This window comes from Chryseobacterium salivictor (assembly GCF_004359195.1).
Classification (GTDB): Bacteria; Bacteroidota; Bacteroidia; order Flavobacteriales; family Weeksellaceae; genus Kaistella; species Kaistella salivictor.
In genome coordinates this window covers 1,834,813-1,859,061 of the sequence record NZ_CP037954.1, presented here as the reverse complement: position 1 = coordinate 1,859,061, position 24,249 = coordinate 1,834,813, and the positions used below count along the sequence as shown (strand labels likewise).

23 protein-coding genes are annotated in these 24,249 nt (G+C 37.4%); 7 read left to right on the top strand and 16 right to left on the bottom strand.

All coding sequences use genetic code 11. The features are described from left to right. Nucleotides 1-13: 13 nt before the first annotated feature. The 7 genes from NBC122_RS08565 to aceB all read right to left on the bottom strand — a co-directional run bounded on the left by NBC122_RS08565 (nt 14) and on the right by aceB (nt 7,147). A complete protein-coding gene (locus NBC122_RS08565; protein WP_133439976.1) occupies nt 14-763 on the bottom strand; it encodes a DUF4230 domain-containing protein in 750 nt (249 codons plus the stop codon). A 50-nt stretch (nt 764-813) separates the two neighbouring features. Further along, nucleotides 814-1,353 carry a hypothetical protein gene (locus NBC122_RS08560; protein WP_133439975.1) on the bottom strand — a complete coding sequence of 180 codons (540 nt, stop codon included), beginning with the start codon at nt 1,351-1,353 and terminating at the stop codon, nt 814-816. Between the two features lie 12 nt (nt 1,354-1,365). After that, the gene (locus NBC122_RS08555) at nt 1,366-2,400 is read right to left on the bottom strand and encodes a LuxE/PaaK family acyltransferase (RefSeq protein ID WP_133439974.1); all 1,035 of its coding nucleotides are present in this window, start codon (nt 2,398-2,400) and stop codon (nt 1,366-1,368) included. A 68-nt stretch (nt 2,401-2,468) separates the two neighbouring features. Then, a complete protein-coding gene (locus NBC122_RS08550) occupies nt 2,469-3,269 on the bottom strand; it encodes a UDP-2,3-diacylglucosamine diphosphatase (RefSeq protein ID WP_133439973.1) in 801 nt (266 codons plus the stop codon). 64 nt (nt 3,270-3,333) lie between these two features. Further along, a complete protein-coding gene (locus NBC122_RS08545) occupies nt 3,334-3,780 on the bottom strand; it encodes a 6-pyruvoyl trahydropterin synthase family protein (RefSeq protein ID WP_133439972.1) in 447 nt (148 codons plus the stop codon). 279 nt (nt 3,781-4,059) lie between these two features. Then, complete coding sequence (aceA, locus tag NBC122_RS08540; RefSeq protein WP_133439971.1) at nt 4,060-5,346, bottom strand: isocitrate lyase; 1,287 nt, start codon at nt 5,344-5,346, stop codon at nt 4,060-4,062. 223 nt (nt 5,347-5,569) lie between these two features. Further along, entirely contained in the window at nt 5,570-7,147 is a 1,578-nt protein-coding gene (gene aceB / locus NBC122_RS08535; RefSeq protein ID WP_133439970.1) for a malate synthase A, read from the bottom strand. Nucleotides 7,148-7,323: 176 nt separating this feature from the next. Between aceB and NBC122_RS08530 the strand changes: the two genes are divergently transcribed. Both NBC122_RS08530 and NBC122_RS08525 read left to right on the top strand, forming a co-directional pair. Next, complete coding sequence (locus NBC122_RS08530) at nt 7,324-8,793, top strand: helix-turn-helix domain-containing protein (protein WP_133439969.1); 1,470 nt, start codon at nt 7,324-7,326, stop codon at nt 8,791-8,793. Between the two features lie 245 nt (nt 8,794-9,038). Continuing rightward, entirely contained in the window at nt 9,039-9,692 is a 654-nt protein-coding gene (locus tag NBC122_RS08525) for a ComF family protein (protein ID WP_133439968.1), read from the top strand. Nucleotides 9,693-9,745: 53 nt separating this feature from the next. Here the strand turns inward: NBC122_RS08525 and upp are convergent, their stop codons facing one another. From upp to der, 3 genes are read right to left on the bottom strand one after another with little or no spacing between them, the layout of a single operon-like run. After that, nucleotides 9,746-10,396 (bottom strand): uracil phosphoribosyltransferase, encoded by a 651-nt coding sequence (upp, locus tag NBC122_RS08520; RefSeq protein WP_133439967.1) that lies wholly within the window; start codon nt 10,394-10,396, stop codon nt 9,746-9,748. 51 nt (nt 10,397-10,447) lie between these two features. Beyond that, nucleotides 10,448-10,795: a four helix bundle protein gene (locus NBC122_RS08515; RefSeq protein ID WP_133439966.1), complete on the bottom strand. Its 348-nt coding sequence runs from the start codon at nt 10,793-10,795 to the stop codon at nt 10,448-10,450. A gap of 59 nt (nt 10,796-10,854) precedes the next feature. Next, a complete protein-coding gene (der, locus tag NBC122_RS08510) occupies nt 10,855-12,162 on the bottom strand; it encodes a ribosome biogenesis GTPase Der (RefSeq protein WP_133439965.1) in 1,308 nt (435 codons plus the stop codon). A 210-nt stretch (nt 12,163-12,372) separates the two neighbouring features. Between der and NBC122_RS08505 the strand changes: the two genes are divergently transcribed. Together NBC122_RS08505 and NBC122_RS08500 are read left to right on the top strand one after the other, a co-directional pair. Next, a complete protein-coding gene (locus NBC122_RS08505; RefSeq protein WP_133439964.1) occupies nt 12,373-12,927 on the top strand; it encodes a LemA family protein in 555 nt (184 codons plus the stop codon). 5 nt (nt 12,928-12,932) lie between these two features. Then, on the top strand, nt 12,933-14,861 hold the full coding sequence (locus NBC122_RS08500) for a DUF2207 domain-containing protein (protein WP_133439963.1): 1,929 nt from the start codon (nt 12,933-12,935) through the stop codon (nt 14,859-14,861). A gap of 104 nt (nt 14,862-14,965) precedes the next feature. On the opposite strand, the gene NBC122_RS08495 is transcribed toward NBC122_RS08500, so the two are convergent. Further along, nucleotides 14,966-15,208, bottom strand: a complete 243-nt coding sequence (locus NBC122_RS08495) for a GlsB/YeaQ/YmgE family stress response membrane protein (protein WP_133439962.1) — start codon at nt 15,206-15,208, stop codon at nt 14,966-14,968. Between the two features lie 455 nt (nt 15,209-15,663). Here NBC122_RS08495 and NBC122_RS08490 point away from each other — a divergent pair, with 455 nt between their 5' ends. Together NBC122_RS08490 and NBC122_RS08485 are read left to right on the top strand one after the other, a co-directional pair. Further along, a complete protein-coding gene (locus NBC122_RS08490) occupies nt 15,664-17,895 on the top strand; it encodes a polyribonucleotide nucleotidyltransferase (protein ID WP_133439961.1) in 2,232 nt (743 codons plus the stop codon). A gap of 189 nt (nt 17,896-18,084) precedes the next feature. Beyond that, nucleotides 18,085-18,420, top strand: coding sequence for a HopJ type III effector protein (locus tag NBC122_RS08485; protein WP_133439960.1), 336 nt, complete (start codon nt 18,085-18,087; stop codon nt 18,418-18,420). Nucleotides 18,421-18,709: 289 nt separating this feature from the next. Here NBC122_RS08485 and NBC122_RS08480 read toward each other — a convergent pair whose 3' ends face one another. Then, nucleotides 18,710-20,089: a tyrosine phenol-lyase gene (locus NBC122_RS08480; protein ID WP_133439959.1), complete on the bottom strand. Its 1,380-nt coding sequence runs from the start codon at nt 20,087-20,089 to the stop codon at nt 18,710-18,712. A 289-nt stretch (nt 20,090-20,378) separates the two neighbouring features. Between NBC122_RS08480 and NBC122_RS14660 the strand changes: the two genes are divergently transcribed. Further along, nucleotides 20,379-20,504 carry a hypothetical protein gene (locus tag NBC122_RS14660; protein WP_262709550.1) on the top strand — a complete coding sequence of 42 codons (126 nt, stop codon included), beginning with the start codon at nt 20,379-20,381 and terminating at the stop codon, nt 20,502-20,504. A 47-nt stretch (nt 20,505-20,551) separates the two neighbouring features. Here NBC122_RS14660 and NBC122_RS08475 read toward each other — a convergent pair whose 3' ends face one another. From NBC122_RS08475 to NBC122_RS08460, 4 genes are all read right to left on the bottom strand, one after another. Continuing rightward, the gene (locus NBC122_RS08475) at nt 20,552-21,496 is read right to left on the bottom strand and encodes an NAD(P)H-dependent flavin oxidoreductase (protein ID WP_133441091.1); all 945 of its coding nucleotides are present in this window, start codon (nt 21,494-21,496) and stop codon (nt 20,552-20,554) included. Between the two features lie 180 nt (nt 21,497-21,676). Beyond that, complete coding sequence (locus NBC122_RS08470) at nt 21,677-22,015, bottom strand: hypothetical protein (protein WP_133439958.1); 339 nt, start codon at nt 22,013-22,015, stop codon at nt 21,677-21,679. 185 nt (nt 22,016-22,200) lie between these two features. Beyond that, nucleotides 22,201-22,449, bottom strand: coding sequence for an FUSC family protein (locus NBC122_RS08465; RefSeq protein ID WP_133439957.1), 249 nt, complete (start codon nt 22,447-22,449; stop codon nt 22,201-22,203). A gap of 365 nt (nt 22,450-22,814) precedes the next feature. Beyond that, nucleotides 22,815-24,185, bottom strand: coding sequence for a peptidylprolyl isomerase (locus tag NBC122_RS08460; RefSeq protein WP_133439956.1), 1,371 nt, complete (start codon nt 24,183-24,185; stop codon nt 22,815-22,817). Between the last annotated feature and the right edge of the window lie 64 nt (nt 24,186-24,249).

The following is a 24,249-nucleotide window of genomic DNA, read 5'->3' as shown; positions in this document are numbered from 1 at the left end:
ATTCAAAATACTGTCAAAAAAACAGGTTATTTTTTGATTGCTGATGTAAAGATGATTGGTAATCGATTCGGTTTTTGCTGTCGGAAATAACACTGGCATTTTCCAGGAAAAAATTTTTAGCTGCCAAAAGCTCCGTAAGTAAAGTCCGCATCTGTTCTGCTGCCACTTCCGGGAGATGGGATTTTTTAGCTGCTTCAATGACTTGCTGTTTTCCGTTTTGTTGAATCTTGGCCAGATCATCTTTGCTGAAAAGATTGAAAAACTGTTCCTCGATATTATAGTATTTATAATCCGTTTCGGTCGAAAGAATTTCCGGCGCCGGAAAATTCAGCAGTTTTACTTTTCGGTTCTGTTCATCGATTTCCCACCGAAATTTTTCAAAATCATAACCCACCAAAACTTTGGCCTGAACAATCACCAGAGCTTTCTTTTTTGATGGAATAAAATTAAAGATTTTGGTCGTCTCTTCGTAATTGTAGATTTCATTAAAATGTCCTTCCGCAGAAACCACTTTGAAAACCTTGCGCATACTTTCAGCAATTGTATGCGAGCTTTCTGTAATTACCGCCGGATCAGCCGTCATTTTTTTGGAAGCCAAAAAAGCAATAATTCCGCCGAGAATAAGTCCCAGAATCAACATTAATACCGTCATTACCGAATTGATATTCTGACTTTGTGTCATTTGATACAGGAAAAATCCCAGAAAAATAACCATCAAAACCCCTAAAGACCAAAGAACAATTTTAAATTTACTGAAATTCATTTATTTTTAATTTAAGTAAAGATAAGGATTTTCGAAAAGTATTTTACTTCTTACTTTTTCGGTGAAAATTTCGGTGGCAGAATTAATTCTTCAAATTTCCCTTTCACTTCCAATTTTTTAAAATAAAGATTTCTCGCCGTTATTTTTAGCATTAAATCTCTATCAAAGAATTTCCAGAATTTTTCTTCATGAATGTTTTTGGGTTTTCTGATTTCTTCAAAAGTGGTTTTCCAGGAGTCTGGATTGTGATAAAACTCGATGATTCCACAGTGTTTAGGAATATCTTCAGCTTTAACCATTCCTTGTGGTAATAGAAAACTAAAATGATTACAAGGATAATCACCACACATAATTTTATCGTGTTTTAGAAATTTTTCCTTGGTTTTCTGATTCTGATATTGTTTTTTGAAATCGTTTTTAAAGTCTGCTTTTGAAAATTTGATTTCGATTTCATGACTGAATCCTTCCTCATTAATAATTAAAATATCAGCTTCCCAATCGGAATGAAAGTGATTCGTCAACACCAAATCTTTCTCAAAATCACAAAATTGAGAAATATAATTATAGGTTAACTCTTCTACTTTCAGCATGAAATTTAAAAATTAAGAAACCAGCAAACTGCAACCGCGAATATCGGAATGGTCGATCCGGCCCAAAACCTGAAACCGATTGGAAATAATAGCATCGTCATTCTTGACGGAATTAATTTCAGAATTGGTCTCAATTCTACCCAAATCCTGCGTCGCAATAAAACTGCAGGAATGCCGGTTGGCCAAGTCGATGATATTGATCGCACCGTTTCTTCCGTCTTCAACATACGAAAAAGGGTCTTCGGTGTTTCTGATGAGAATGCGCATCCAGTTGGGACTTTCGTAGATATTCTGGCCTAAGGAATAGGCTTGTGAAAGCAATTCGGTCATCGAATATTCCGAGTAAATTTTGTCGGTTCCGAAACCTTTATGAAAGATATTCAAAAGTTCATCTTTGGTCATTTCCTCTTTTCGTCCCTTCATTCCGCCGGTTTCGATGATGATGAGCTGATCTGATGAGGTGATGGTGTGATGATTGGTTTGTGCGAAATCCAGGAAGTCTAAAAGCGCAAAAGAAACGCCGAACAGAATGACTTTTTTATTTTCTTTTGAGAGTTGATTTAATAATTCAAATAAATCCTCGTGATTGTAAAGGAAATATCCGTTCTCCGGTTTTCCTGATTTTTTCATCAGAAAATCGACCATATAAATTAAGGAAGAATTTTGCTTTTCCAGATAACTCGGCAATAATCCGAGAAAAATATAATCTTCCGGTTTTCCGATAAACTGCCCGAAACTTTTCTCAATGCTTTCCTGATAAAGGTTTTCGTCAGCAATCCAATGTTTTGAAAGGTTCATCTGCGTGGTTCCTGAACTTTGGAAAAACAAATCGGTGTTTTTATTTCGATCCAAAATCGTGTGATTTTTAAACATTTCAATAGGCAGAAAAGGAATTTTTTCAATTTCCTGAATATCATCCGGTTTGATGTTTAAATAATCAACAAACTTTCTGTAAACCTCGATATTTTGATATTGATAATGGAAAGTTTCCAGACATTTTTGTTGGAAATCGGTTACTGTCTTGATATTGAAAATATTTTTAACCACGGAGATTCTTAATATTTGGGATGATAGTAAATTTTAACTGTTAAAAGGTATTTGTTGTGAATTTTATCTTACGAAGTCGTATCTCCGATAAAAACTTCTGTGACTCCAGTTTTATAAGACTTTAATTTAAAGTGAGTTTGAAATTCCCCATACGTAAAATAAGAAATCCAGTCACCGAGGTTGATGTATTGGGCGCTGCCGTTTTCTAAGTCCAGAATCATCGGTAAATGCCGGTGACCATAAACGAAATAATCGATTTCTTCTGCTTTGAGTTTTTCTTTGGAATAAATGATCAGAAATTCTTTGTCTTCGCCAAGAAACTCTTTGTCTTCCTCCCCGGAAATCATTTTGTTTTTTGTTGAAAAATAAATGGCTATTTTCATCGCAATATCCGGATGCAACCACTTGAAAGCCCACTGCGCCAAAGGATTGGTAAAAAGTTTTTTCATTCTTTTATAGCCTTTATCGCCTGGACCTAAACCGTCGCCGTGTGCGAGAAGAAAATTCTTTCCGTTGATTTCGAAATACTGTTTATCAAAATAAACTTTACATCCTATTTCTTCTTCAAAATAATTTTTCATCCACAAATCGTGATTGCCGACGAACATGAACAGTTCAATTCCTGAATCTTTTAATTCGGCCAATTTCCCTAAAACCCGGACATATCCTTTCGGAATAACGTGATTCCATTCGTGCCAGAAATCAAACAAATCTCCCATGAGGAATAAAACCTGGGCATCTGCTTTAATTTCGTCGAGCCAGCGGATAAATTTCTCCTCGCGAACCTTACTTTCTTTCGGAGTTGGTGCACCAAAATGCTGATCAGAAGCGAAATAGATTTTTTTATTTTGTTCTAAATTGATTTTCATAATATCTTTCGAATGATCCGAATTTTGCAAATTTAGTGCATTTTCAAAATAGTGCATTTTCAGATTAAACTTGATCTTCTGCAAACCATTCTCCGTAAGAGTTTTCGGTTTCGTGCAGTTTAAGATAAGCCAGAGATACGGCTTCGGGAAGTTGTTTTTTTATTTTGTCTGCGATATCGTAAAGCATATTTTCACACGTCGGCTGGTAACCGCAATAAATCACTTTATGACCTTTTCCCTCCAGATCCTCACCCAATTGTTTGTGTGGCGAAATACCATTGAGCATCACCGCATGATCCCAAACATCGATAATCTGTGATTTTACGATTTTTTTAATGTCTCCAAAATCTACGACCATTCCGTTTTTTGGATGGTCTAAATCATTGATTGGATTTCCTTTTACCGTAACAAAAAGTTTGTAGGAATGTCCGTGCATATTTTTGCATTTGCCGTCGTAATTGTAGAGAACGTGGGCGGTTTCGAACGTGAAAATTTTGGTAATGCGTATCATGGCGCAAAGATAATGAAAGTTTAAGCTTTTTAGAAATAATAAAAAAGTGTGCTGAATATTGTTTTTAATGCAAAGACTCTAAAAATTTAATTCATTACAATTTTAATTAGCGGCAATAAACCAACCTTCCGGGAAGACACCTCACAAAATCCTCCCCGAAAAATGGAGAGGACTTTCTTAAAATAAATGAGAATTGAAATTCTTCGAAAGGAGACATGAGACGATTTTTGAGTCAGCAAGTCTCCCATCTCAGGTCTAAAAATGCAGTGTTTTTATCAATCAATGAAATTGCTCAGTTTCAGTTGATCCAGCCAAAGCCGTTGTAGATGAATTTCCATCGGTAACTACGGTTTGCACTTCGTCAAAATAAGAAGTTCCGACGAAATTCTGATGTTTTACGGCGCGGAAACCTTTCGATTGAAGTGCAAATTCTCTTTCCTGTAATTCGCTGTAGCCTGCCATTCCTCTTTCTTTATAAGCCAAAGCCAACTCGAACATGGAGGTATTTAAAGCATGGAAACCCGCCAAAGTGATGAACTGGAATTTATAACCCATCGCGGCCAATTCTTCGCGGAACGTTTCCATTTCGGGAACGGATAATTTTGCAGCCCAGTTGAAAGAAGGGGAACAGTTGTAAGCGAGCATTTTTTCCGGGAATTTTGCGTGAATCCCTTCAGCGAATTTTCTGGCGTACGCTAAATCGGGATTTGAAGTTTCCATCCAGATCAAATCAGCGTAAGGCGCATAAGCCAAACCTCTGTCGATTCCCTGCTCTACTCCGTTTTTCACTTCATAGAAACCTTCAGGTGTTCTTTTGCCTGTCACGAATTTCCGGTCTCTTTCGTCGATATCCGAGGTTAACAAATCCGCCGCATCAGCATCGGTTCTGGCTACCAAAAGTGTTGGAACACCACAAACATCAGCAGCCAGGCGCGCCGCAATGAGTTTATTTACCGCTTCCTGAGTCGGCACCAGAACTTTCCCACCTAAATGTCCACATTTTTTTGCTGAAGACAATTGGTCTTCGAAATGAACTCCGGCCGCACCGGCTTCAATCATTTGCTTCATCAGTTCAAAAGCATTCAAATTACCACCAAAACCAGCTTCTGCATCAGCAACGATCGGAACCAGATATTCTTTGCAGTTCTCTTCATCCACTTCATTTACAGACTGAATTTGATCTGCACGCAATAAAGCATTATTGATTCTTTTCACCACAGACGGAACAGAATTCGCTGGATATAAGCTTTGATCCGGATACATTTCCCCGCTCAAATTCGCATCGGCAGCAACCTGCCAACCAGAAAGATAAATCGCTTCCAAACCGGCATCAACTTCCTGTACCGCTTGATTTCCGGTTAAAGCACCTAATCCTGCCACAAAATCCTGATTATTTAATTTCTCCCATAATTTCTCCGACATCAATTTGGCGATGGTATAATCGAGTTGATAAGACCCTCTGAGTTTCAATACTTTTTCTGCGGAATACGGTCTTTTTATACCATTCCATCTTGGGCTTTCCAACCATTCTTTTTCCAGTTGCTGGATTTGTTCTTGCTTGTTCATATCGATTTGTTTTTGGATTTGTTGTTTTTATTTTTAACGCAAAGACGCAAAGTTTCCTTTACATACATTATGTTTTTCATGCTGCTTTTAAAGGCGCAAAGCCACTTCGCTTAACAATGGTATTTTTTAATCTCGTTATAAACGTTACAAAGTAAAATTCACTATTCACTATTCACTATTGACCATTGAGCATTCACTATTCACCATTCATCACTATAGGCTCTTAAATAAACTGATACGCTTTCAAAGTCAGGAATTCTTCGAAATTATCATTGAGAACAAGGTCATCAAAAAGTTCGGTAGCGAGTTCAAACTTTCCACTTCTGAACCGTTCTTCACCGACATAATTTTTGATTTTCTCCAATTCCTCTTCCTGCCAGTGCAAAACCATTTCGGGCATTAATGTTCGGCCGTCTTCTAATTTTGCTTCATTTTTCAGCCATTGCCAAATTTGGGTTCGGGATATTTCTGCAGTTGCCGCATCTTCCATTAAATTATACAAAGCAGCAGCGCCAATGCCCATTAACCAAGATTCGATGTAGAGAATTCCGACATTAATATTTTTCCGAACGCCATTTTCAGTAATGGTCCCTTTTGGAATTTCGAGTAGATTTTCTTCGGAAATATGGTAGTCTTCGAATTTTTTACCGATCTGATTTGGCATCGGCATGAATTCATCAAAGATTTTTTTTGCAACCGAAACCAATCCCGGATGGGCGACCCACGTTCCGTCATGACCATTTTTCACTTCGCGTTCTTTATCCGCGCGGACTTTCGCATAAGCGATTTCGTTTTCTTTTTCGTTATTTTTCACGGGAATTTGCGCCGCCATTCCGCCCATCGCGTGAACATTTCTTCTATGACAAACCTGAATCACTCTTTTGGAATAAGCACTCATAAAAGGCGAAGTCATGGTCACTTGATCCCTGTCGGGAACTAAAAATTCGGGAAGATTCCGAAACTTTTTAATGTAAGAGAAAATATAATCCCACCGTCCGCAATTGAGGCCGGAACTGTGTTCTTTTAATTCAAATAAAATTTCATCCAGTTGGAAAGCGGCGGTAATGGTTTCAATGAGAACTGTTGCTTTAATGGTACCCTGCGGGATTCCTAGATAATCCTGTGAAAATTTAAAAACATCATTCCACCATTTTGCTTCATTATAATGTTCCAATTTTGGCAAATAAAAATAAGGTCCACTTCCATTTTCAATTAATCTTTCAGCATTTCTAAAGAAATAAATTCCAAAATCGATTAAAGAACCGGAAGTTCTTTCACCATTGATTTTAATATTTTTTTCTTCTAAATGAAGACCACGGGGGCGAACCAAAAGCGTGGCTGCGTTTTCGCCCAATTCATATTTTTTACCGTTTTCACTTTCGAAACTGATGGTTCTGTTGACGGCATCGGAAAGATTTCTTTGTCCTTCCATACAATTTTCCCAAGTCGGCGAATTGCTGTCTTCAAAATCTGCCATGAAAGCGGAAGCGCCTGAATTCAAAGCATTGATCACCATTTTTCGTTCAACCGGTCCGGTAATCTCCACTCTTCTGTCGAGTAAATCTGTTGGCAAAGGATTACAACTCCACTTCCCGTTTCTGATTTCCTCTGTTTCTGCTAAAAATTTTGGAAGCTGGCGGTGATCGAATTCGATTTGCTTCAATTTTCTTGACTGAAGAAGAGCAGTTCTTCTATTGTTGAAATTAACATGAAGTTCCGCCAAAAAGACCAATAATTCAGAAGTGAAAATGTCGCTGTACTCTTCCTGAGGGACGATCTGAAATTGTGTTGCCGTTTCCATTTGTTTACACTTTAAAGATTTAATACTGCAAACTTAAATAAAAAACCTTCACAAATAGCGAACGTTCGCTAAATATACCAAACATAAATTATGCGAACAATCGCTTTATTTTATTTATCTTTGTATTCATCGGATTCTACATCTATTTAGAAATAATATAAATTAATTTATAATTAATGGCAAGTGACAGTGATTTTATAAAAACCGTTTTTGGACTGAAAATGAAACAGTTCCGTCAAAAGAAAGGTTTTTCTTTACAGGATCTGGCGACTTTAACAGGAGTTTCCAAATCGTATTTAAATGAAATAGAAAACGGCAAAAAGTACCCGAAACATGATAAAATTTCACAGCTTGCAACTTCACTACATTGCACTTACGACGATTTGGTCTCTACCAAACTGGACAAAAGTTTAGCGCCAATCGCTGAAATTATACAGTCCGATTTTTTTAAAGAAATTCCGCTCGACCTTTTTGGCATCAACAAAAACAACCTCATCAGTATCATCAGTGAGGCACCGAAAAAAGTGACCGCTTTCATCAATACTTTAATTGAAATTGCGAAGAATTACAATCTCAGTAAAGAGCGTTTTTATTTCGCCGTCATCAGAAGTTTTCAGGAATTGTACGACAATTATTTCCCTGAAATCGAAGAGAAAGCAAAGGATTACATTTTAGACAATAAACTTTCAGAAAAACCCAGTTCTGTTGAATTCCGGCAGATTTTAGAGCGGCAGTTTCAGTACGAAATCCGGTCACTCGATTTGGAACAATATGGTGCTTCCGGAAAATTGCGTTCTCTTTTTATCCCGGAAAAAAAACTACTTTTACTGAATGAACTTTTAGATGAAGATCAGAAAATTTTTATTCTCGCAAAAGAAATCGGTTTTAATATTTTGAATATCAATCCCCGGCCAAACACTTATTCCTGGCTGGATTTTACAAGTTTTGAAGAACTTCTAAGCAATTATTACGCTGCCTATTTCGCCGGATGTTTATTGATTCGAAAAGAAACATTAACTCAGAAATTAAGCAGTTTCTTTGAAAATCAGGAATGGAAGCCTGCCCTTTTTGAAAATTTAACTGAAGAATTCACCAATTCACCGGAGACATTTTATTACCGGCTGACCAATATTTTACCACAAGAATTCGGGATTAAAGATTTGTTTTATCTCTGTTTTACCAAAAAGAAAAATTCAGATAAAATTCAGATTTTAAAAGAACTTCATCTGAATCAGCAACAGGCTCCGCATGCAAACGCGACAAGTGAACATTATTGCAGACGCTGGATTGCGGTGAAAAACATGAGCAATCTAAAAGAAAATGAAAAGCTCACCGACGCACAAATTTCTCATTATAAAGATACCGGCTTAACCTATCTTGTGATTTCCACGTCGCAGAAAAACCCTTTTTCTGATGGAACGAACAGAAGTTATTGCATTGGAATCTTGTTAAATTCAGCTTCTTTAAAGAAAATTAAATTTGCAAAAAGCGATCAGATCAAAACAGTTAATGTCGGTGTAACGTGTGAATTCTGCAGTATTTCTGACTGTGAAGTAAGGCAGGCACCGCCTTTGAGATTAGAAAAGGAAATTTTTAATGAAAATATGAAAAAGTCTATCCAGCAGATTCGGAAGCAAATGCTTTAGGACAAAAAAGCCGTACTTTTTTCAACCACAAAAGTTTCTGTGCTATTATCCAAGTAAAAGATCTATACATTTTTACTTTATGGACTTAAATTTAATAGAGTATTTTTCAGAAATTCTTTGTGACTATGTGGTTTTTAAACAATGGCTTTCAATAATTAAACTCTAATCATCCAGTAATAATTCTCAATCAATTTCTTCATTTTTCATTAAAAATTAATTTGTAACTTTCACTAAACAACTGGAGTATGTTTTTAGTGGACTTACTTTTCCCGAACCGCTGTCTGGAATGTAAGCGAATTATCCACCCGGAGGAAGTGGTTTGCGAACTGTGTTTTAATCAAATCAATTTTACCCATCACCATATTTCAGAAAGCAATCTTCTGACAGAAAAATGCCGTTTGCTTTTCCCGATCGAGAACGCTTTTGCATTAATGCAGTTTGAGCGGCAAAGTACAAGTCAAAAAATCATCCATCAGTTAAAATATGGCCGCCGGGAGAAAATCGGAAAAATCATTGCCAACTGGACGGCTGAAAAATTAGATTTTTCGCATTCAAAACCCGATCTTTTAGTGACTGTTCCCCTTCATCCAAAAAAATTAAAAGAACGCGGCTACAATCAACTGCATTTGTTTGCAGATGAACTTTCAAAAAATCTTAAAATCCCTTGTGAACACACTTTAATTAAAAGAAATTTCTACAAGAAAGCTCAGGCAAAGAAGAAAAAAGAGCAAAGAAATTTCAATGAAAACCTTTTTTCAATTACCAGAAACATTTCCAATCACCATATATTAGTGATCGACGATGTTTTCACAACCGGGAATACGATGAGCGCCGTTGCGTGGGAAATTTTAAAAGCCGGAGATAATAAAGTGAGCGTTTTGGTAATGGCGATGGATTAAAAAAATCCTCCTCGAAAAGAGAAGGATTATTGTTTTTTGTATGTTATGATTTTTTATCTCTGTAATTTTTCACCGTAGGACAAATCGCCGGCATCTCCCAAACCTGGCGTAATATAGCCTTTTGAGGTCAACTTTTCGTCGATAACGCCTACCCATATTTTCGCTTCCGGAAATTCTTTCTGAATGGTATCAACGCCTTGTTGTGAAGCGATTGCTGCTACAATATGGAGTTGTGTCGGTTTTCCATGATTCAATAAATCTTTGATGGCTTCAATTAAGCTTGCGCCGGTAGCCAACATCGGATCTGCGACGATTAAGGGCCTGCCGTCGATACTCGGACAGGTGAGATAATCCTGTTTGATGGAGAAATAATCGTTCGCATCATGTTTTCGATATGCTGCTACGAAACCGCAATCTGCCTTATCCAGATAATTTAAAATCCCCTGAAACAAAGGAACACCTGCTCTTAAAATCGTTGTAATTACAGGTTGTACGGCAACTTCCTGGGATTTAATTTTGTCTAAAGGTGTGGTAATTTCGATTTCCTTTTGTTCCAACCCTTTGCTGATTTCAAAGGCGGCAATTTCTCCAATTCTTTCCATATTTCGACGGAAGCGGAGTCGGTCATTTTGAATTTCTACATTTCGAAGTTCATTGATCCAAGTATTAATAAGAGAAAATTGATCTGAAAGGACAGTAATCATAATATTGATGTGATGATTTGTTGATGTGATGATGTGGCGATTAATACGATCTTATTTATTAATTTTTGAAGTCGATATAATTTTTGACAAAAGCTTCTGAATACTGAGTAATTTTATTTTCAAGTCTTCATTAAAAGGATAGCCTGATGATTTTTCACAGAGCAAAAGCCAATATTCTGTTTCTTTTGCTTCTTTATCTGCTATTTTTAATTTGTGAATAAAATCTGCTCTGCTTTCTGCACTTTGAGATTCGAAAATATTTGCGCCCACAGATGTTCCTGATTTCAACAATTGATTAGCAATTACAAATTTTCTTTTACTCTCAAGAATTTCAGTAAATTCGATAATGTCTAATGCAAACTGAATACTCAATTCCAAAATTTCATTTCTTTTTTCCATTTGTTTATGTTTAATAATTAAATCAGCAAATTAACAAATCGACACATCATCAAATCAATTTATTTTTGTCTGAAGTAAACTTCAATAGGAACACCGGTGAAACCGAAATGTTTTCGAAGTTGATTTTCAGCAAATCTTTTGTAAGCTTCCTTCACATATTGTGGCAAATTACAGAAAAACACAAACTGTGGACTCGGCGTAGGCAGCTGTACACAATATTTGATCTTCACATATTTCCCTTTCAGTGCCGGCGGCGGTGTTGCTTCAAAAACAGGAAGCATTACTTCATTTAATTTTGAAGTTTTAATTTTCTTCGCTCTGTTTTGGTAAACTTCCATCGCAACTTCAACAGTTTTCAGAATCCTCTGTTTCGTTAAAGCGGATACAAAAAGAATTGGAATATCGGTAAACTGACCGATTTTTTCTTTAATTCTCGCTTCGAAGTCACGGGTGGTATTGGTTTCTTTTTCCACCAAATCCCATTTATTGACCACGATTACGATTCCTTTTCTATTTTTCTGAGCCAGTCCGAAAATATTCATATCCTGAGATTCCCAACCTAAAGTGGCATCAACCATAATAATTACGATATCAGAATATTCTATGGAACGAACAGCACGCATCACTGAATAAAATTCTAAATCTTCTTTTACTTTGGCTTTACGTCGCATTCCTGCGGTATCAACCAAAACAAATTCGTGCCCGAATTTATTATATAAAGTCTGGATAGAATCCCGCGTTGTTCCCGCTACATCAGTTACAATATTCTGTTCCTTGTCTAAAAGAGCGTTGGTTAAAGTGGATTTTCCTACGTTTGGTCTTCCTGCAATTGTAATTTTTGGTAAACCTTCGAAAGGATCTTTATATTCAGTAGTCGGGAAATCTTTTACGATATCATCCAGCAACTCTCCGGTTCCGGAACCTGTTGCAGAAGACATGGTATAATATTTTGGAATTCCTAACTGATAGAATTCAGTTGCGGCCAATTCTTCTTTTGCAGAATCCGCTTTGTTAACCACAATATAAACCGGTTTATTAGAACGGCGTAACATTTCATGAATTTCAATATCGGTATCTGTTAACCCTTCAGCAACATTAAGCATGAAGATAATTGATGTAGCTTCATCAACGGCTAATTCAACCTGTTTGATAATTTCTCCTTGAAATGCATCTTCAGTATCCACTTCGTAACCACCGGTATCGATAACGGTAAATTCAACTCCGTTCCAGTCAGATTTTCCGTAATGACGGTCTCTGGTAACTCCGGCTGTTGAATCTACGATAGCTTCTCTTCTTTCGAGAAAACGGTTAAAAAGGGTGGATTTTCCTACGTTGGGACGTCCAACTATGGCGACGATATTCGACATAAAATTTTGTTTAATAATGACATTATTAATGGGTTACTCGAACTTTTCGAGCCCAAAAATTTTTGCAAAGATAGTTTTTTTTTCAGCGGCCGTATAAGTAATGTTAAATATTTGTAACTTTCCGTTACATTTGTTTCATCGTGCAACTGATTGCCTGGAACATCTGTGAAATCTATTTAAAAAAAATTAATACCAAAAAACTTTAAAATTATGAATGCTATTTTAATTATTCTAGCTTTTTGCGCTGTAGCTTTATTCTATGGAGTATCTATCTACAATCAATTGGTAAAGTTGCGTACGATGGTTGATGAAGCATGGAGCAGTATCGATGTGATGCTGAAAAAAAGATACGATTTAATCCCAAATTTGGTAGAAACGGTGAAAGGTTATGCCACGCACGAGAGAGAAACCTTTGACAGTGTGACGAGAGCGAGAGCCGCCGCCATGGCTGCAAATTCCGTTGAGGAAAAAGAAGCGGCTGAGAAAAACCTTAACCAGGCGATGATGACTTTGAACGCCGTTGCAGAACAATATCCGGACTTAAAGGCAAATACCAATTTCCTGCAACTTCAGGGCGAACTTTCTACTTTGGAAGGCGACATTGAAAAATCGAGAAGATATTATAATGGAACCGTTCGGGAAAACAATATTCTGGTCGCTACTTTCCCGAGTAATATCATTGCGAACCTGTACAAGTTTACCAAATCTCCTTTCTTTGAACTGGAAAACGTAACTGAAAGAGCGGTTCCCAATGTAAAATTCTAAAAACCATGAACCGGTTAATTTTTGCATTTCTGATCCTGATTTTCGGGATTGGCGCAGCACAGGATTTGGCGGTTGATTCTTCTGCCCGGAAAAACTATGAACATATTATTTCTTTCGATTCCGATATCGTTATTGGAAAGAATGCACAAATTACGGTCACCGAAAAAATAAAAGTTTACGCAGAAGGAATTAATATCCGCAGAGGAATTTTCCGGTCCTTACCTTTATGGAGGAACATTAATGGCAGGAAAATAAGAATTAAATATGATCTCATTTCGGTTCAAAAAAATGGATCAAAAGAAGATTATCATACTGAAAGTACAAGTTCTGATTTCGATATTTATTTCGGTAATAAAGACATCCTCTTACCTCCGGGAATTTATGAATATGAACTGAAATACACGACCTCAGATCAGATTGGATTTTTTGACAAGTATGACGAATTTTACTGGAACGTGAACGGCACATTGTGGGATTTTCCTGTGGATAAAATCTCGGCTAAAGTTACTTTGCCGGAAGGTGCAGAAATTCTTCAGCAATCATGTTATACGGGAAGCTATGGATCGGATGAATCCAAATGCACAGGCAAACAATTATCTGCAAACACGATCGAATGGTCTGCCAAAAACTTAGGCCAAAATGAAGGGTTAACGATTGCAGTTGGTTTCAACAAAGGAATTTTTGCCCCTCCGCCTCCACCGGGATTTTTAGAAAAATACGGGATTTTGGCAGCGCTTATTGCAGCAGCTTTAGGATTATCAGGATACTTTTTTACCACTTGGAAGAAATACGGGATCGATCCGCAGAAGCCCATTGTATATCCACAGTTCAATGCGCCACAAAACCTGTCTCCTGCTTCGTTAGGTTATCTGGAAAATGAACAGTATTCGACTCAGCTGATCTCAGCAGCAATTGTAAGTCTGGCAGTTAAAGGTTACCTTAAAATCATTGAAGAAGATAAAAGAATTCTGGGGATTTTCGGCGGCAAAGAATATACATTAGAAAAAATCAAAGAACAGGATCAGACTTTACCCAAAGAGGAAATCAACCTGATGAATAAATTATTTTCTGGCGAATCAACGGTCATCACTTTCGATGGACAATACAATTCAAAAATTGAAAATGCTGTGAATGATTTTAAAGCCAGTTTAAAATTCCAACATGATGACTTTTTGAAAAAAGGAAATAATACGAGTAAATTATTCTTACCGATTATCGTCATTTTTGTTTTTTACGGTCTGGGTTTATTTTTCAGTTACCGGTTAAGTTATAGCGACACGCATCTGGGCGCAGGAATTTTTCTGAGTGCGGCTGCTTTATTTACAGGAATTTTTATTTCTGTTTTTTTTGAAAGATCAAGTGTGGTGAAAGTTTTATTTGCCTTCATTTCAATAGGATTGATGTCGATTCTTTCAACAATCTTCTCATTGGACACAGAAAGAACAGAAAACATAGGCTTCTACGCAAGTTATGGTTTTTTAATATTTGGATTTATCGCAATGGTACTTTATCAATATTTCATTAAACAACCAAGTTCAGAAAAACTGGAAACCCAATCGCTCATCGAAGGTTTTAAAATGTATCTGGGAACAGCAGAGGAAAAAACTTTACAATTTCACAATCCGCCGGCAATGACGCCCGATATTTTTGAAAAAATGTTGCCTTACGCGATGGTTTTAGGCGTTGAGAAAATTTGGGGCGAAAAATTCCAAAGCATGTTAAAAAAATCAGCTTTAGGTGAAAATCAGCAATATCATTCGAATTGGTTTATTGGCACTTCGGTAATGAATATGAATTTTGCGGGCTCCTTAAACTCTTCACTGTCACAATCCATCGCGAGTTCTTCTACGCAACCTTCAAGTTCCGGAAGCGGATCAGGTGGTGGTGGATTTTCCGGAGGTGGCGGTGGCGGTGGCGGAGGTGGCGGCTGGTAATTATGAATTGTCGTTTTCTATTTTTAAACAATAAAAAAAACGTTCTGATTTTCTCAGGACGTTTTTATTTAAGAAGAGTATTGGTTTCTAATCAATATTTTAATTTAAACCCTGCGGCCAGAGAGTAAATTAATTATTGCAAGCAATACAATTGCACCCACTGCTCCAGTTAAAATCTGTCCGATAATAGCAGTTCCAAACAGGGTTCCCAAAAGGAAATACCCAATAAATCCGCCGATAATACCGACTATAATATTCCCGATTAATCCTAGACTTCCGCCTTTAAAGATTTGTGCTCCCAACCATCCGGCAACGGCCCCAATAATTAATGTCCATAAAATTCCCATAATTGTAATTTTTTTAATGTTAATATTAAATGATGTTCAAAAGATTATCCAAATTTATGCCGAAATATATTTTTTATAAAATTTAAACGTCAATCATTTTTTTGAAGGACTTCCCTGCGCCGCTGGCTTCTTTAATAAAATATTCAAAATGTTAAAATTTATTTCAAACACATGATTCACCTTATTTTCAAATGTTCATCACAGCAAAGAACCCATTAATATTACTTTCTAAATTCATGCTTTGATGTGGGCTGTTTACTTCAAATTTTAACCAATAAAAAAATTATAAATTATCACATTGTCTTTAAAAGGTAAACCTTGATTGCCGCTCTTGATATTTCATGATATTACCGGTGGTTTTCACTTAAGAAATTTCCGTATCTTTGCCCTCGAAAATTTAAATAGATTAAATACAAACCGCACTCAATACGGAGTGCCAAAGACGAACAAATTTTATGAATGCTCCACAAGCAATTATTGAAACAATTCAATTAAAAGATGGTAGAGAAATTACCATCGAAACAGGAAAATTAGCGAAACAAGCCAACGGTGCTGTAGTCGTAAGAATGGGAGGTACGATGCTTTTAGCAACTGTTGTCGCCAGCAAAGAAGCGAAACCAGGCGTTGATTTTCTGCCACTGACAGTAGATTACAGAGAGAAATTTTATTCTGCAGGAAAAATCCCGGGAAACTTCTTCAGAAGAGAAGCAAGACCATCTGACGAGGAAATTTTAACAATGAGATTAGTTGACCGCGTTTTGCGTCCGCTTTTCCCATCCGATTTCCATGCAGAAGTTCAGGTGATGATTTCCCTGATTTCTTATGATAAAGAGTGCATGCCGGAAGCTTTGGCAGGTTTAGCAGCCTCCGCAGCGATCGCAATTACCGATATTCCTTTCAACGGACCAATGTCTGAAGTTACCGTAGCCAGAATCGACGGAAAATTGGTTGTTAACCCAAGTATGGAGAATTTAGCGAAAGCTGATTTAAATATTATGGTTGGAGCGACCAAAGATTCTATCGTAATGGTTGAAGGTGAAATGGAAGAAATTTCTGAACAGGAAATGATCGAAGCAATCAAATTCGCACACGAAGAAATTAAAGTTCAGGTAGCCGCTCAGGAAAGATTAGCCGAGAGAGTTGGCAAATCTCTTCCAAAAAGAGAATATTCCCACGAAGATCACAACGAAGAAATTCGCGAAAAAGTTTGGGCCCAAACTTATGATAAAGTATTAGACATTGCAAAAACGCCTTCTGCTAAAGAAGAAAGACATGATAACTTCCAGGCGGTTTTAGCTGACTTCTTAACGCAGTATTCTGAGGAAGAATTAGTAACAGTAACCCCTTACGCAAAAATCTATTTCCACGATGTAGAAAAAGAAGCAATGCGTCAAATGATCTTGAACGACAAAATCCGTTTGGATGGAAGAAGTCCGGAAACGATTCGTCCGATCTGGTCAGAAGTTGATTATTTACCGGGAGCTCACGGTTCTGCAATCTTTACCAGAGGAGAAACTCAGTCACTGACTGCCGTAACTTTAGGATCTGTAAAAGATGCGAACATGGTGGATACGGTTGCGATTAATTATGATCAGAAATTCTTCTTACATTACAACTTTCCACCGTTCTCAACGGGTGAAGCAAGACCTTTAAGAGGAACTTCAAGAAGAGAAGTAGGTCACGGAAACCTGGCTCAGAGAGCTTTGGCAAAAATGATTCCTACAGAAAATCCTTACACCATCCGTATCGTTTCTGATATTTTAGAATCAAACGGTTCGTCTTCTATGGCAACTGTTTGTGCAGGAACTTTAGCATTAATGGATGCAGGGGTACAAATTTCAAAACCGGTATCCGGAATTGCTATGGGATTGGTAACTGATCCTAAATCAGGTAAATTCACCGTACTTTCCGATATCTTAGGAGATGAAGATCACTTAGGTGATATGGATTTCAAAGTAACAGGAACTGCAGACGGAATCACGGCTTGTCAGATGGACATTAAGGTGGAAGGTCTTACAATGGACATTATGGAAAAAGCATTAATCCAGGCGAAAGACGGAAGACTGCATATCCTTAATGAATTATTGAAAACCCTTGACGCACCAAGACCAGACGTTAAACCACACGCACCGAAAATGGAAGTTTTGGAAATCTCCAAAGACTTCATCGGAGCGATTATTGGACCTGGAGGAAAAATTATTCAGCAGATGCAGAAAGATTTCGAAACCGTTATCGCGATCGAAGAAATTGGCGAAATCGGAAGAATCGAAATTTCCGGGGTGAACAGAGAAAACATCAACGCCACGATTGCAGCGATTAACGAAATCTGTTTCGTTCCTGTGGTTGGAAGTGTATACAACGGCAGAGTTGTAAAAGTAATGGATTTCGGTGCTTTTGTAGCGATTGCAAAAGGAACTGAAGGTTTATTGCATATTTCTGAGATCGAATGGGCACGTTTGGATAAAGTTCCTTACAACGAAGGCGATCAGGTAGAAGTGAAATTCATGGGTTACGATGACCGTAAGAAAATGAAACTTTCAAGAAAAGTTTTGTTGCCAAGACCGGCTCGTGAAGAAAGACCGAATAACGACAGACCGAGAGAAGACCGATCACAAGGTGACAGACCTCAACGAAGAGATGACCGACCGGAAAATAACGGCGGACATAATCCTGAAAATAACGGATAAAATAATAGGAACCACCTCGAAATGAGGTGGTTTTTTTTTTTTAAAGTTTCAAATCAAGGTACAACAAAGATTAATTCATTAAGTGTGTTACGGAGATTTACCGGAGTCAGCATTTTTTTGATGATGAACTCCTATACCAATTTTTTTGCGCAGATACTATTATGTTCTTATTTTTGAAAAAATTTAAAAATGCTGTTAGAACATATAAAAAACACGCCGGAAACAATCGGTTTTAAAGAAGTCATCGCTTACATTGATGAGCATTACAACTTTACACCAACGCAATTCAAGAATGGAAATACGATCAATGAAGGCAATCAAAACAACGGTTCCTGCAAAGTTTTCAGTTTTGCAAAATTGAATGATCTATCAAAAGAAGAAACCTTATCATTATTTGGAGATTTCTATAGAAATGATGTTTTGGAAAATCCTGAAGGAACCGATCATCAGAATATCAGAAACTTTATGGAGTTCGGTTGGGAAGGAATTTCGTTTGAAGGGGAAGCTTTGAAGAAGAAGTTTTAAGTCCTGATTATCTGATGTGTGAACAGATTTAAACTTTAAGCCTGTTTAAAAATGATAAAAATAGTTAAACCGCAAAATGAGCAAAATAAAATCTAAAAAGAAAATACTCTAAAAGAAATATCCCTTTGGTGCCTTTGGTGGTTTTTACACAAATTTAAACAGGTTTTAAGTATTTAATAAAAACTGATTTATTAAATAATTCAAACTTCAGGTTTCTTTCCACTTTTTATGAATCGAAAAAATAATTATTAAAACAGAAACCACCTCATTTCGAGGTGGTTTCGTTTGTTTAAAGCTGTTCAAATCTCGCCTGGAAAAACCTCAGGTATTTCGGTTCGTAAATCATTTTCAAACCTTTGATCTGGTTTCTGCGTTCATAAACTCTGGCGGTGGATTCTGCGATTACATCCATGTGAGCTTGCGTGTAAACTCTTCTCGGAATGGTGAAACGAACCAATTCCAGTTTTGGATGATAATTTTCTCCCTTGGAATTTCTTCCGGCGGAAACTATTCCGCGTTCCATAGTTCTGATGCCGGCATCCAGATAAATTTCAGCAGCCAAAGCCTGAGCGGGAAAATCATCCTGGGAAACGTGCGGTAAAAACTGTTTTGCATCAACGAAAATTCCGTGACCGCCAATGGGTGTAACGATGGGAACTCCGAATTCCTTCATTTTATCACCCAAATAGAAAACCTGACCGATTCTGGCTTTCATGTGTTCTTCCTGCACGCTTTCATAAATCCCGATGGACATGGCTTCCATATCGCGTCCTGCCAAACCGCCGTAGGTATGCAATCCTTCATAAACAACGACCAGATTTCGGGCTTCTTCAAAAATATCATAGTCATTTAAAGCTAAGAATCCACCGATATTCACCAATGCATCTTTTTTCCCGCTAAAGGTCGCACCATCGGTATAACTGCAGATTTCCTTTACAATTTCAGCGATGGTTTTCAAACGATATCCTTCTTCTTTTTGTTGGATAAAATAGGCATTCTCGGCAATTCTGGTCATATCGAGCATCACTTTAATTCCTCTTTCCTGAGTATAATTCCGAACGCCTTTCAGATTTTCCATACTCACCGGTTGTCCGCCGGCTAAATTCACGGTCACGGCAACGCAGATATAAGCGATTTTCTCAGCGCCATATTCCTGAACTAATTTTTCCACTTTATTTAAATCTACATTTCCTTTAAAGGGAAAATCAGATGCTGAATCGTGGGCTTCATCGATAATCACGTCATGAAAAACGCCGCCTGCCAATTCCTGGTGCAGCCTTGTCGTGGTGAAATACATATTTCCGGGAACAATATCGCCGGGTTTAATCATGATTTGCGAAAGAATATTTTCTGCTCCCCGGCCTTGATGTGTGGGAACCAAATATTGATATCCATAAACTTCTTTCACCGCTTCTTCCAGATGGTAATAGTTTTTACTTCCGGCGTAGGCTTCATCACCAAGCATCATTCCGCTCCACTGCCGGTCGCTCATCGCATTGGTTCCGCTGTCGGTGAGCAGATCAATATAAACGTCTTCTGATTTGAGTAAAAAAGTATTGAATCCGGCTTGTTTTAAAGCTTCTTTTCGTTGAGATGGTGTGGTCATTTTCAGCAATTCCACCATTTTAATTTTATAGGGTTCTGCCCAGCTGTCTCTTTTCGGTAACATAATTTTGTTTTTATAATTGTACTTGAATATTGATCGGATTTAATAAAAAACCCAATTGACGAATTGAAAAAACAAAAAAAGTTAAGTCGGTTTGCGCAGGAATTTTTTAAACAGGAGCAATGAGAACAAATCCAAAAACAGTTCGGATAATTTTAGAAAATTTAATTGAGCGGTTCCCATTTTGTGATTCTATAGAACAAATATAGCCAATGAATCAATGCCAAAAATCTGATTTGAATCATATTTGGCAAACAAATTGCAAATAAGGTTAACATAAAAAAATACTATTATGAATCCTGTACTTTTAAGAAAAATCCTGATTTGGGTTTCACCGATGATCATCGCTTTTATTGTAAAAAAATATGACGAAAGACAATTGAAAAACCAACAGGCAAAAGCAGTTGTAAAAAATTAGGAGTAAAAAAAATTCCGTCACGTAAATGCGGGACGGAATTTTTTTATTTATAAATCAAAGGAATTTACTTCCCGATATTCTTTCAATAAATTTTCAAAGACTTTTTTAACAGGCAAAATTTCATGAATTAACGCCGAGACCTGACCGATTTCTAATTCGCCTTCTTCTAAATCACCTTCGAACATTCCACGCTTAGCTCTGGCTCTTCCGAGGGTTTCTCTTAAAACCTCGGCATCTCTGCCTTGATCGTAAAGTTTTTCCAAATCGTGGAAAAATTTATTTTTCACCAAACGAACGGGCGCCAATTCTTTTAAAGTCAAATACGTATCGCCTTCATTTAAAGAGATGACTTTATTTTTAAAGTTTTCATGCGAACTCGCTTCTTCGGTCGCCGCGAACCGCGAACCAATCTGCACGCCGTCTGCACCCAGAATCATGGCCGCTTTCATTTGAGAACCTAACGCGATTCCACCCGCGGCGATTAAAGGTTTTGAAATATGCTGTTTCACGTTTGGAATTAAACAGAAAGTGGTCGTTTCATCTCGACCGTTATGTCCGCCGGCCTCGAAACCTTCTGCGACAATGGCATCAACGCCCGCATCTTCGCATTTCATGGCAAACTTGGTCGAGGAAACCACGTGAGCGACTTTTAAACCTTCTTTCTTTAATGATTCGGTATAGATTTTGGGATTTCCGGCCGAGGTGAAAATAGTCTTCACGCCTTCTTCCAAAACAATCTGGATGATTTCTTCTAAATTCGGATAGAGCATCGGAACGTTTACCCCAAAAGGTTTGCTGGTCGCGGCTTTGCATTTGCGGATGTTTTCACGCAGAATATCGGGATACATACTCCCGGCTCCGATTAAGCCCAAACCGCCCGAATTCGATACCGCAGAAGCCAGACGCCAACCGGAATGCCAAATCATTCCACCCTGAATGATAGGATATTTTATTTCAAATAATTGGGTGACTTTATTTTGTTTTTCACTCATTTCTTTCATCTTTTTGGCCACGCCAAAATCTAAAAAATTACTCATGTGGTAAATTTAAATAATTCGGCGGTGAGGAAAAAATGTGGGAGTGAAAATTTATTACAGAAGAAAAAGGTAAATCTGATATTTTTATCATCATCAAAAAATGAACGCAGGAGAAACCTCTTTTAAAACAAAAAGCTAATCTTTAATAATTTTATATTCCCCAAATTCTCCATTCCAATTTTCACCGTATGTTGAAAATTCGATATATAAAATTTTGCCGTCAGTAACATCAATTACATAATTCAAACCCTGTTTTAAACCTTTAATTTCTATATTTTCTCCATTACTGAATAATGCATTCATATCATCAAAATTTAATTCATCACCATTTACATATTCCAGATCTACCAGCATTCCGACGCCGGTGTTTTTTCTTTCCTTCAGTTTTAAATAGGGAATATGAGATTTTAAAGAGGGATATTTTTCGGTCAAAGCGTTTAAAAGGGTCAATTCAAGATTGTTTAATTCTTCCATATTTATGATTTTCGTTGTTAATGAATATGTTTTTCGCCAGCAAAGTAAGGATAACAATTGAAAAGAAATGATGATCCATCAAAATACATTCATCAAAGATAGCCTTCAAAACCAGCGGGCTTAAAAATTATTTCGTTCTAAACAGAACGAAATAATAGAATATTGTGGAATACGGGCGTGATATTTTATACAAGGTTTCGTTCTTTCAGTTGGTTTTCTACGGCTTTTTTGCGGGCTCTGTTTTTAGTAAACACCGGAATGAAAAAGAGCGGGAAAAAAGTGAGAATTCCCAGTCCGTTTTTTACCGTGCTGTAAGTGGCAACACCAATCATGATGCCGCATAATACCGCATTGACGATTAAAGATGATTTTATTTTCTGTACTTCCTGCAAGAGTTCCTGATCTGATAATTCTGATGGTTCTTTCTGTTTCATTTATCGTAATTTGTTTTTGGTGATTTTTCAAAATATTTTACCTCTTAACGGCAGTTTACGCGTACAACATTATTACACAACTAAAATAGCAATAATCCCTCACAAATGATCAAAAGAACTTCTTTTATTACAGACGTTGGATATTCTTTCGAAAATAAAAAACACCTGATATTCTAGCCCCGATTGCAGCGTCATCCTTTTTTAGAGGAGGAACGACGAAAAAAAGATACAGCGAAAAGCGGGACTGGTTTTCTGGGAAGCGAAAACCCTGTTGCTCCCTATTCAGATTTTTATGCTTATTTCCCGTTGAGTTTGTCAAATGAAATGCAAAAAAAAATCTCCGCTAGTGCAGAGATTTAGTTTATTTATTTGGTAACTGTTTTACGCCAGTCGGTTTTGAAAGTACAGTCTTTGTAACGGTCGTTGATGGAGATAAATACATTTGGTAATTTTTCTTTTACCCATTTTTCTACCATTTCGTTTTTCTTCTTATTGAGCGCCATTTGCTTAATTCTGTTGTAATCGGTAGTAATATCCAGTTTGTGCGCTGCGATCACATCATCGATTTTAATGATGGCTACGGTTTTTCGGTCCTGTTGCGCGGTATCTTCAAACACATCGGTGATGTCACCTTTGTTATGTCCTGCAATCTGGTAAGAGATCGTCGGCGGAAGATTTAGCTTTTCAATTTTATCTGAACCGTCCTGTCCGCTTATAATTCCTGCATTGAACTTGGTTTGTTTGTCATCGGAAAACCGATATGCTGCGTCTTTGAAACTCATTTTACCATCGATAATTAAAGTTCTGATGCTGTCTAATTCTTTTTTTGCAGTCTGAATCTCTTCTGCATTCGGTTCGGCCTTTAAGAGGATATGGCGGGCATCGTACTGCTTTCCACTTTTCTTTACCAGTTGAATGAGGTGGTATCCAAAATCGGATTCTACGGGATCAGACATTTCTCCTTCCTGCAGATTCAGTGCTGCTGCTTCGAAGGGTTTTACCATTTTGCCTTTTGCAATATTGGTGTACAATCCGCCTTTTGCGGCAGATCCCGGATCGTCTGAATAGATTCTCGCCTGGCTTTCAAATGATTCGCCTGCTAAAATATCCTGTTTTATTTTATTGAGTCGTGCAATGATTTCATCTTTATGGGCATCGGTCAGTTTGGGATACATGACAATCTGGGAAAGCGAGACTTCATCTTTCACCTCCGGAAGCTGGTATTGAAAAGTATTGAAAAAATCGGTTACTTCATTGGGAGTAACGTCTGCTTTATCAGTAATTCTGCCGAACTTCATCTGCCCGTAATAGTTGTCTGCATCAATCTTTTCGATGGCATTTTTCATCTCGTAAGAGGTACGGAACTTATAGGTTGACAGCATTGTTTTCTCATCCGGAAACTGTCCTAAGATCTGCGCGTATTTTTGGTTTGCCTGGTCTTTGATGGCTGCCGAGCGGTTTTCTATCAACGTATCTCTTTTGGCTTCATAGATCAAAAGTTTATTGTTGATGATGCTTTCCACAAATTCGCATTTGTTTGCAACACTGGCGCCCTGCTGTTTTGCAAAGTTGGCCTGCTCTTCTATATCTGATTCTAAAATAATTTCATCCCCTACGACTACCGCGATCCCGTCAATCATATCGCCTTTTTTCAAATGCGTCTGCGCTTTGTTGAGAGTCCCGAAAAACACAAGCATTAAGCTAAAAAGCAGGGTGAATTTTACATTTTTGTTCATATCTATTTTTTATCGATTTGCAAAATTATCATTCTAAACGAAATAACCTGCATGTTTTATTATA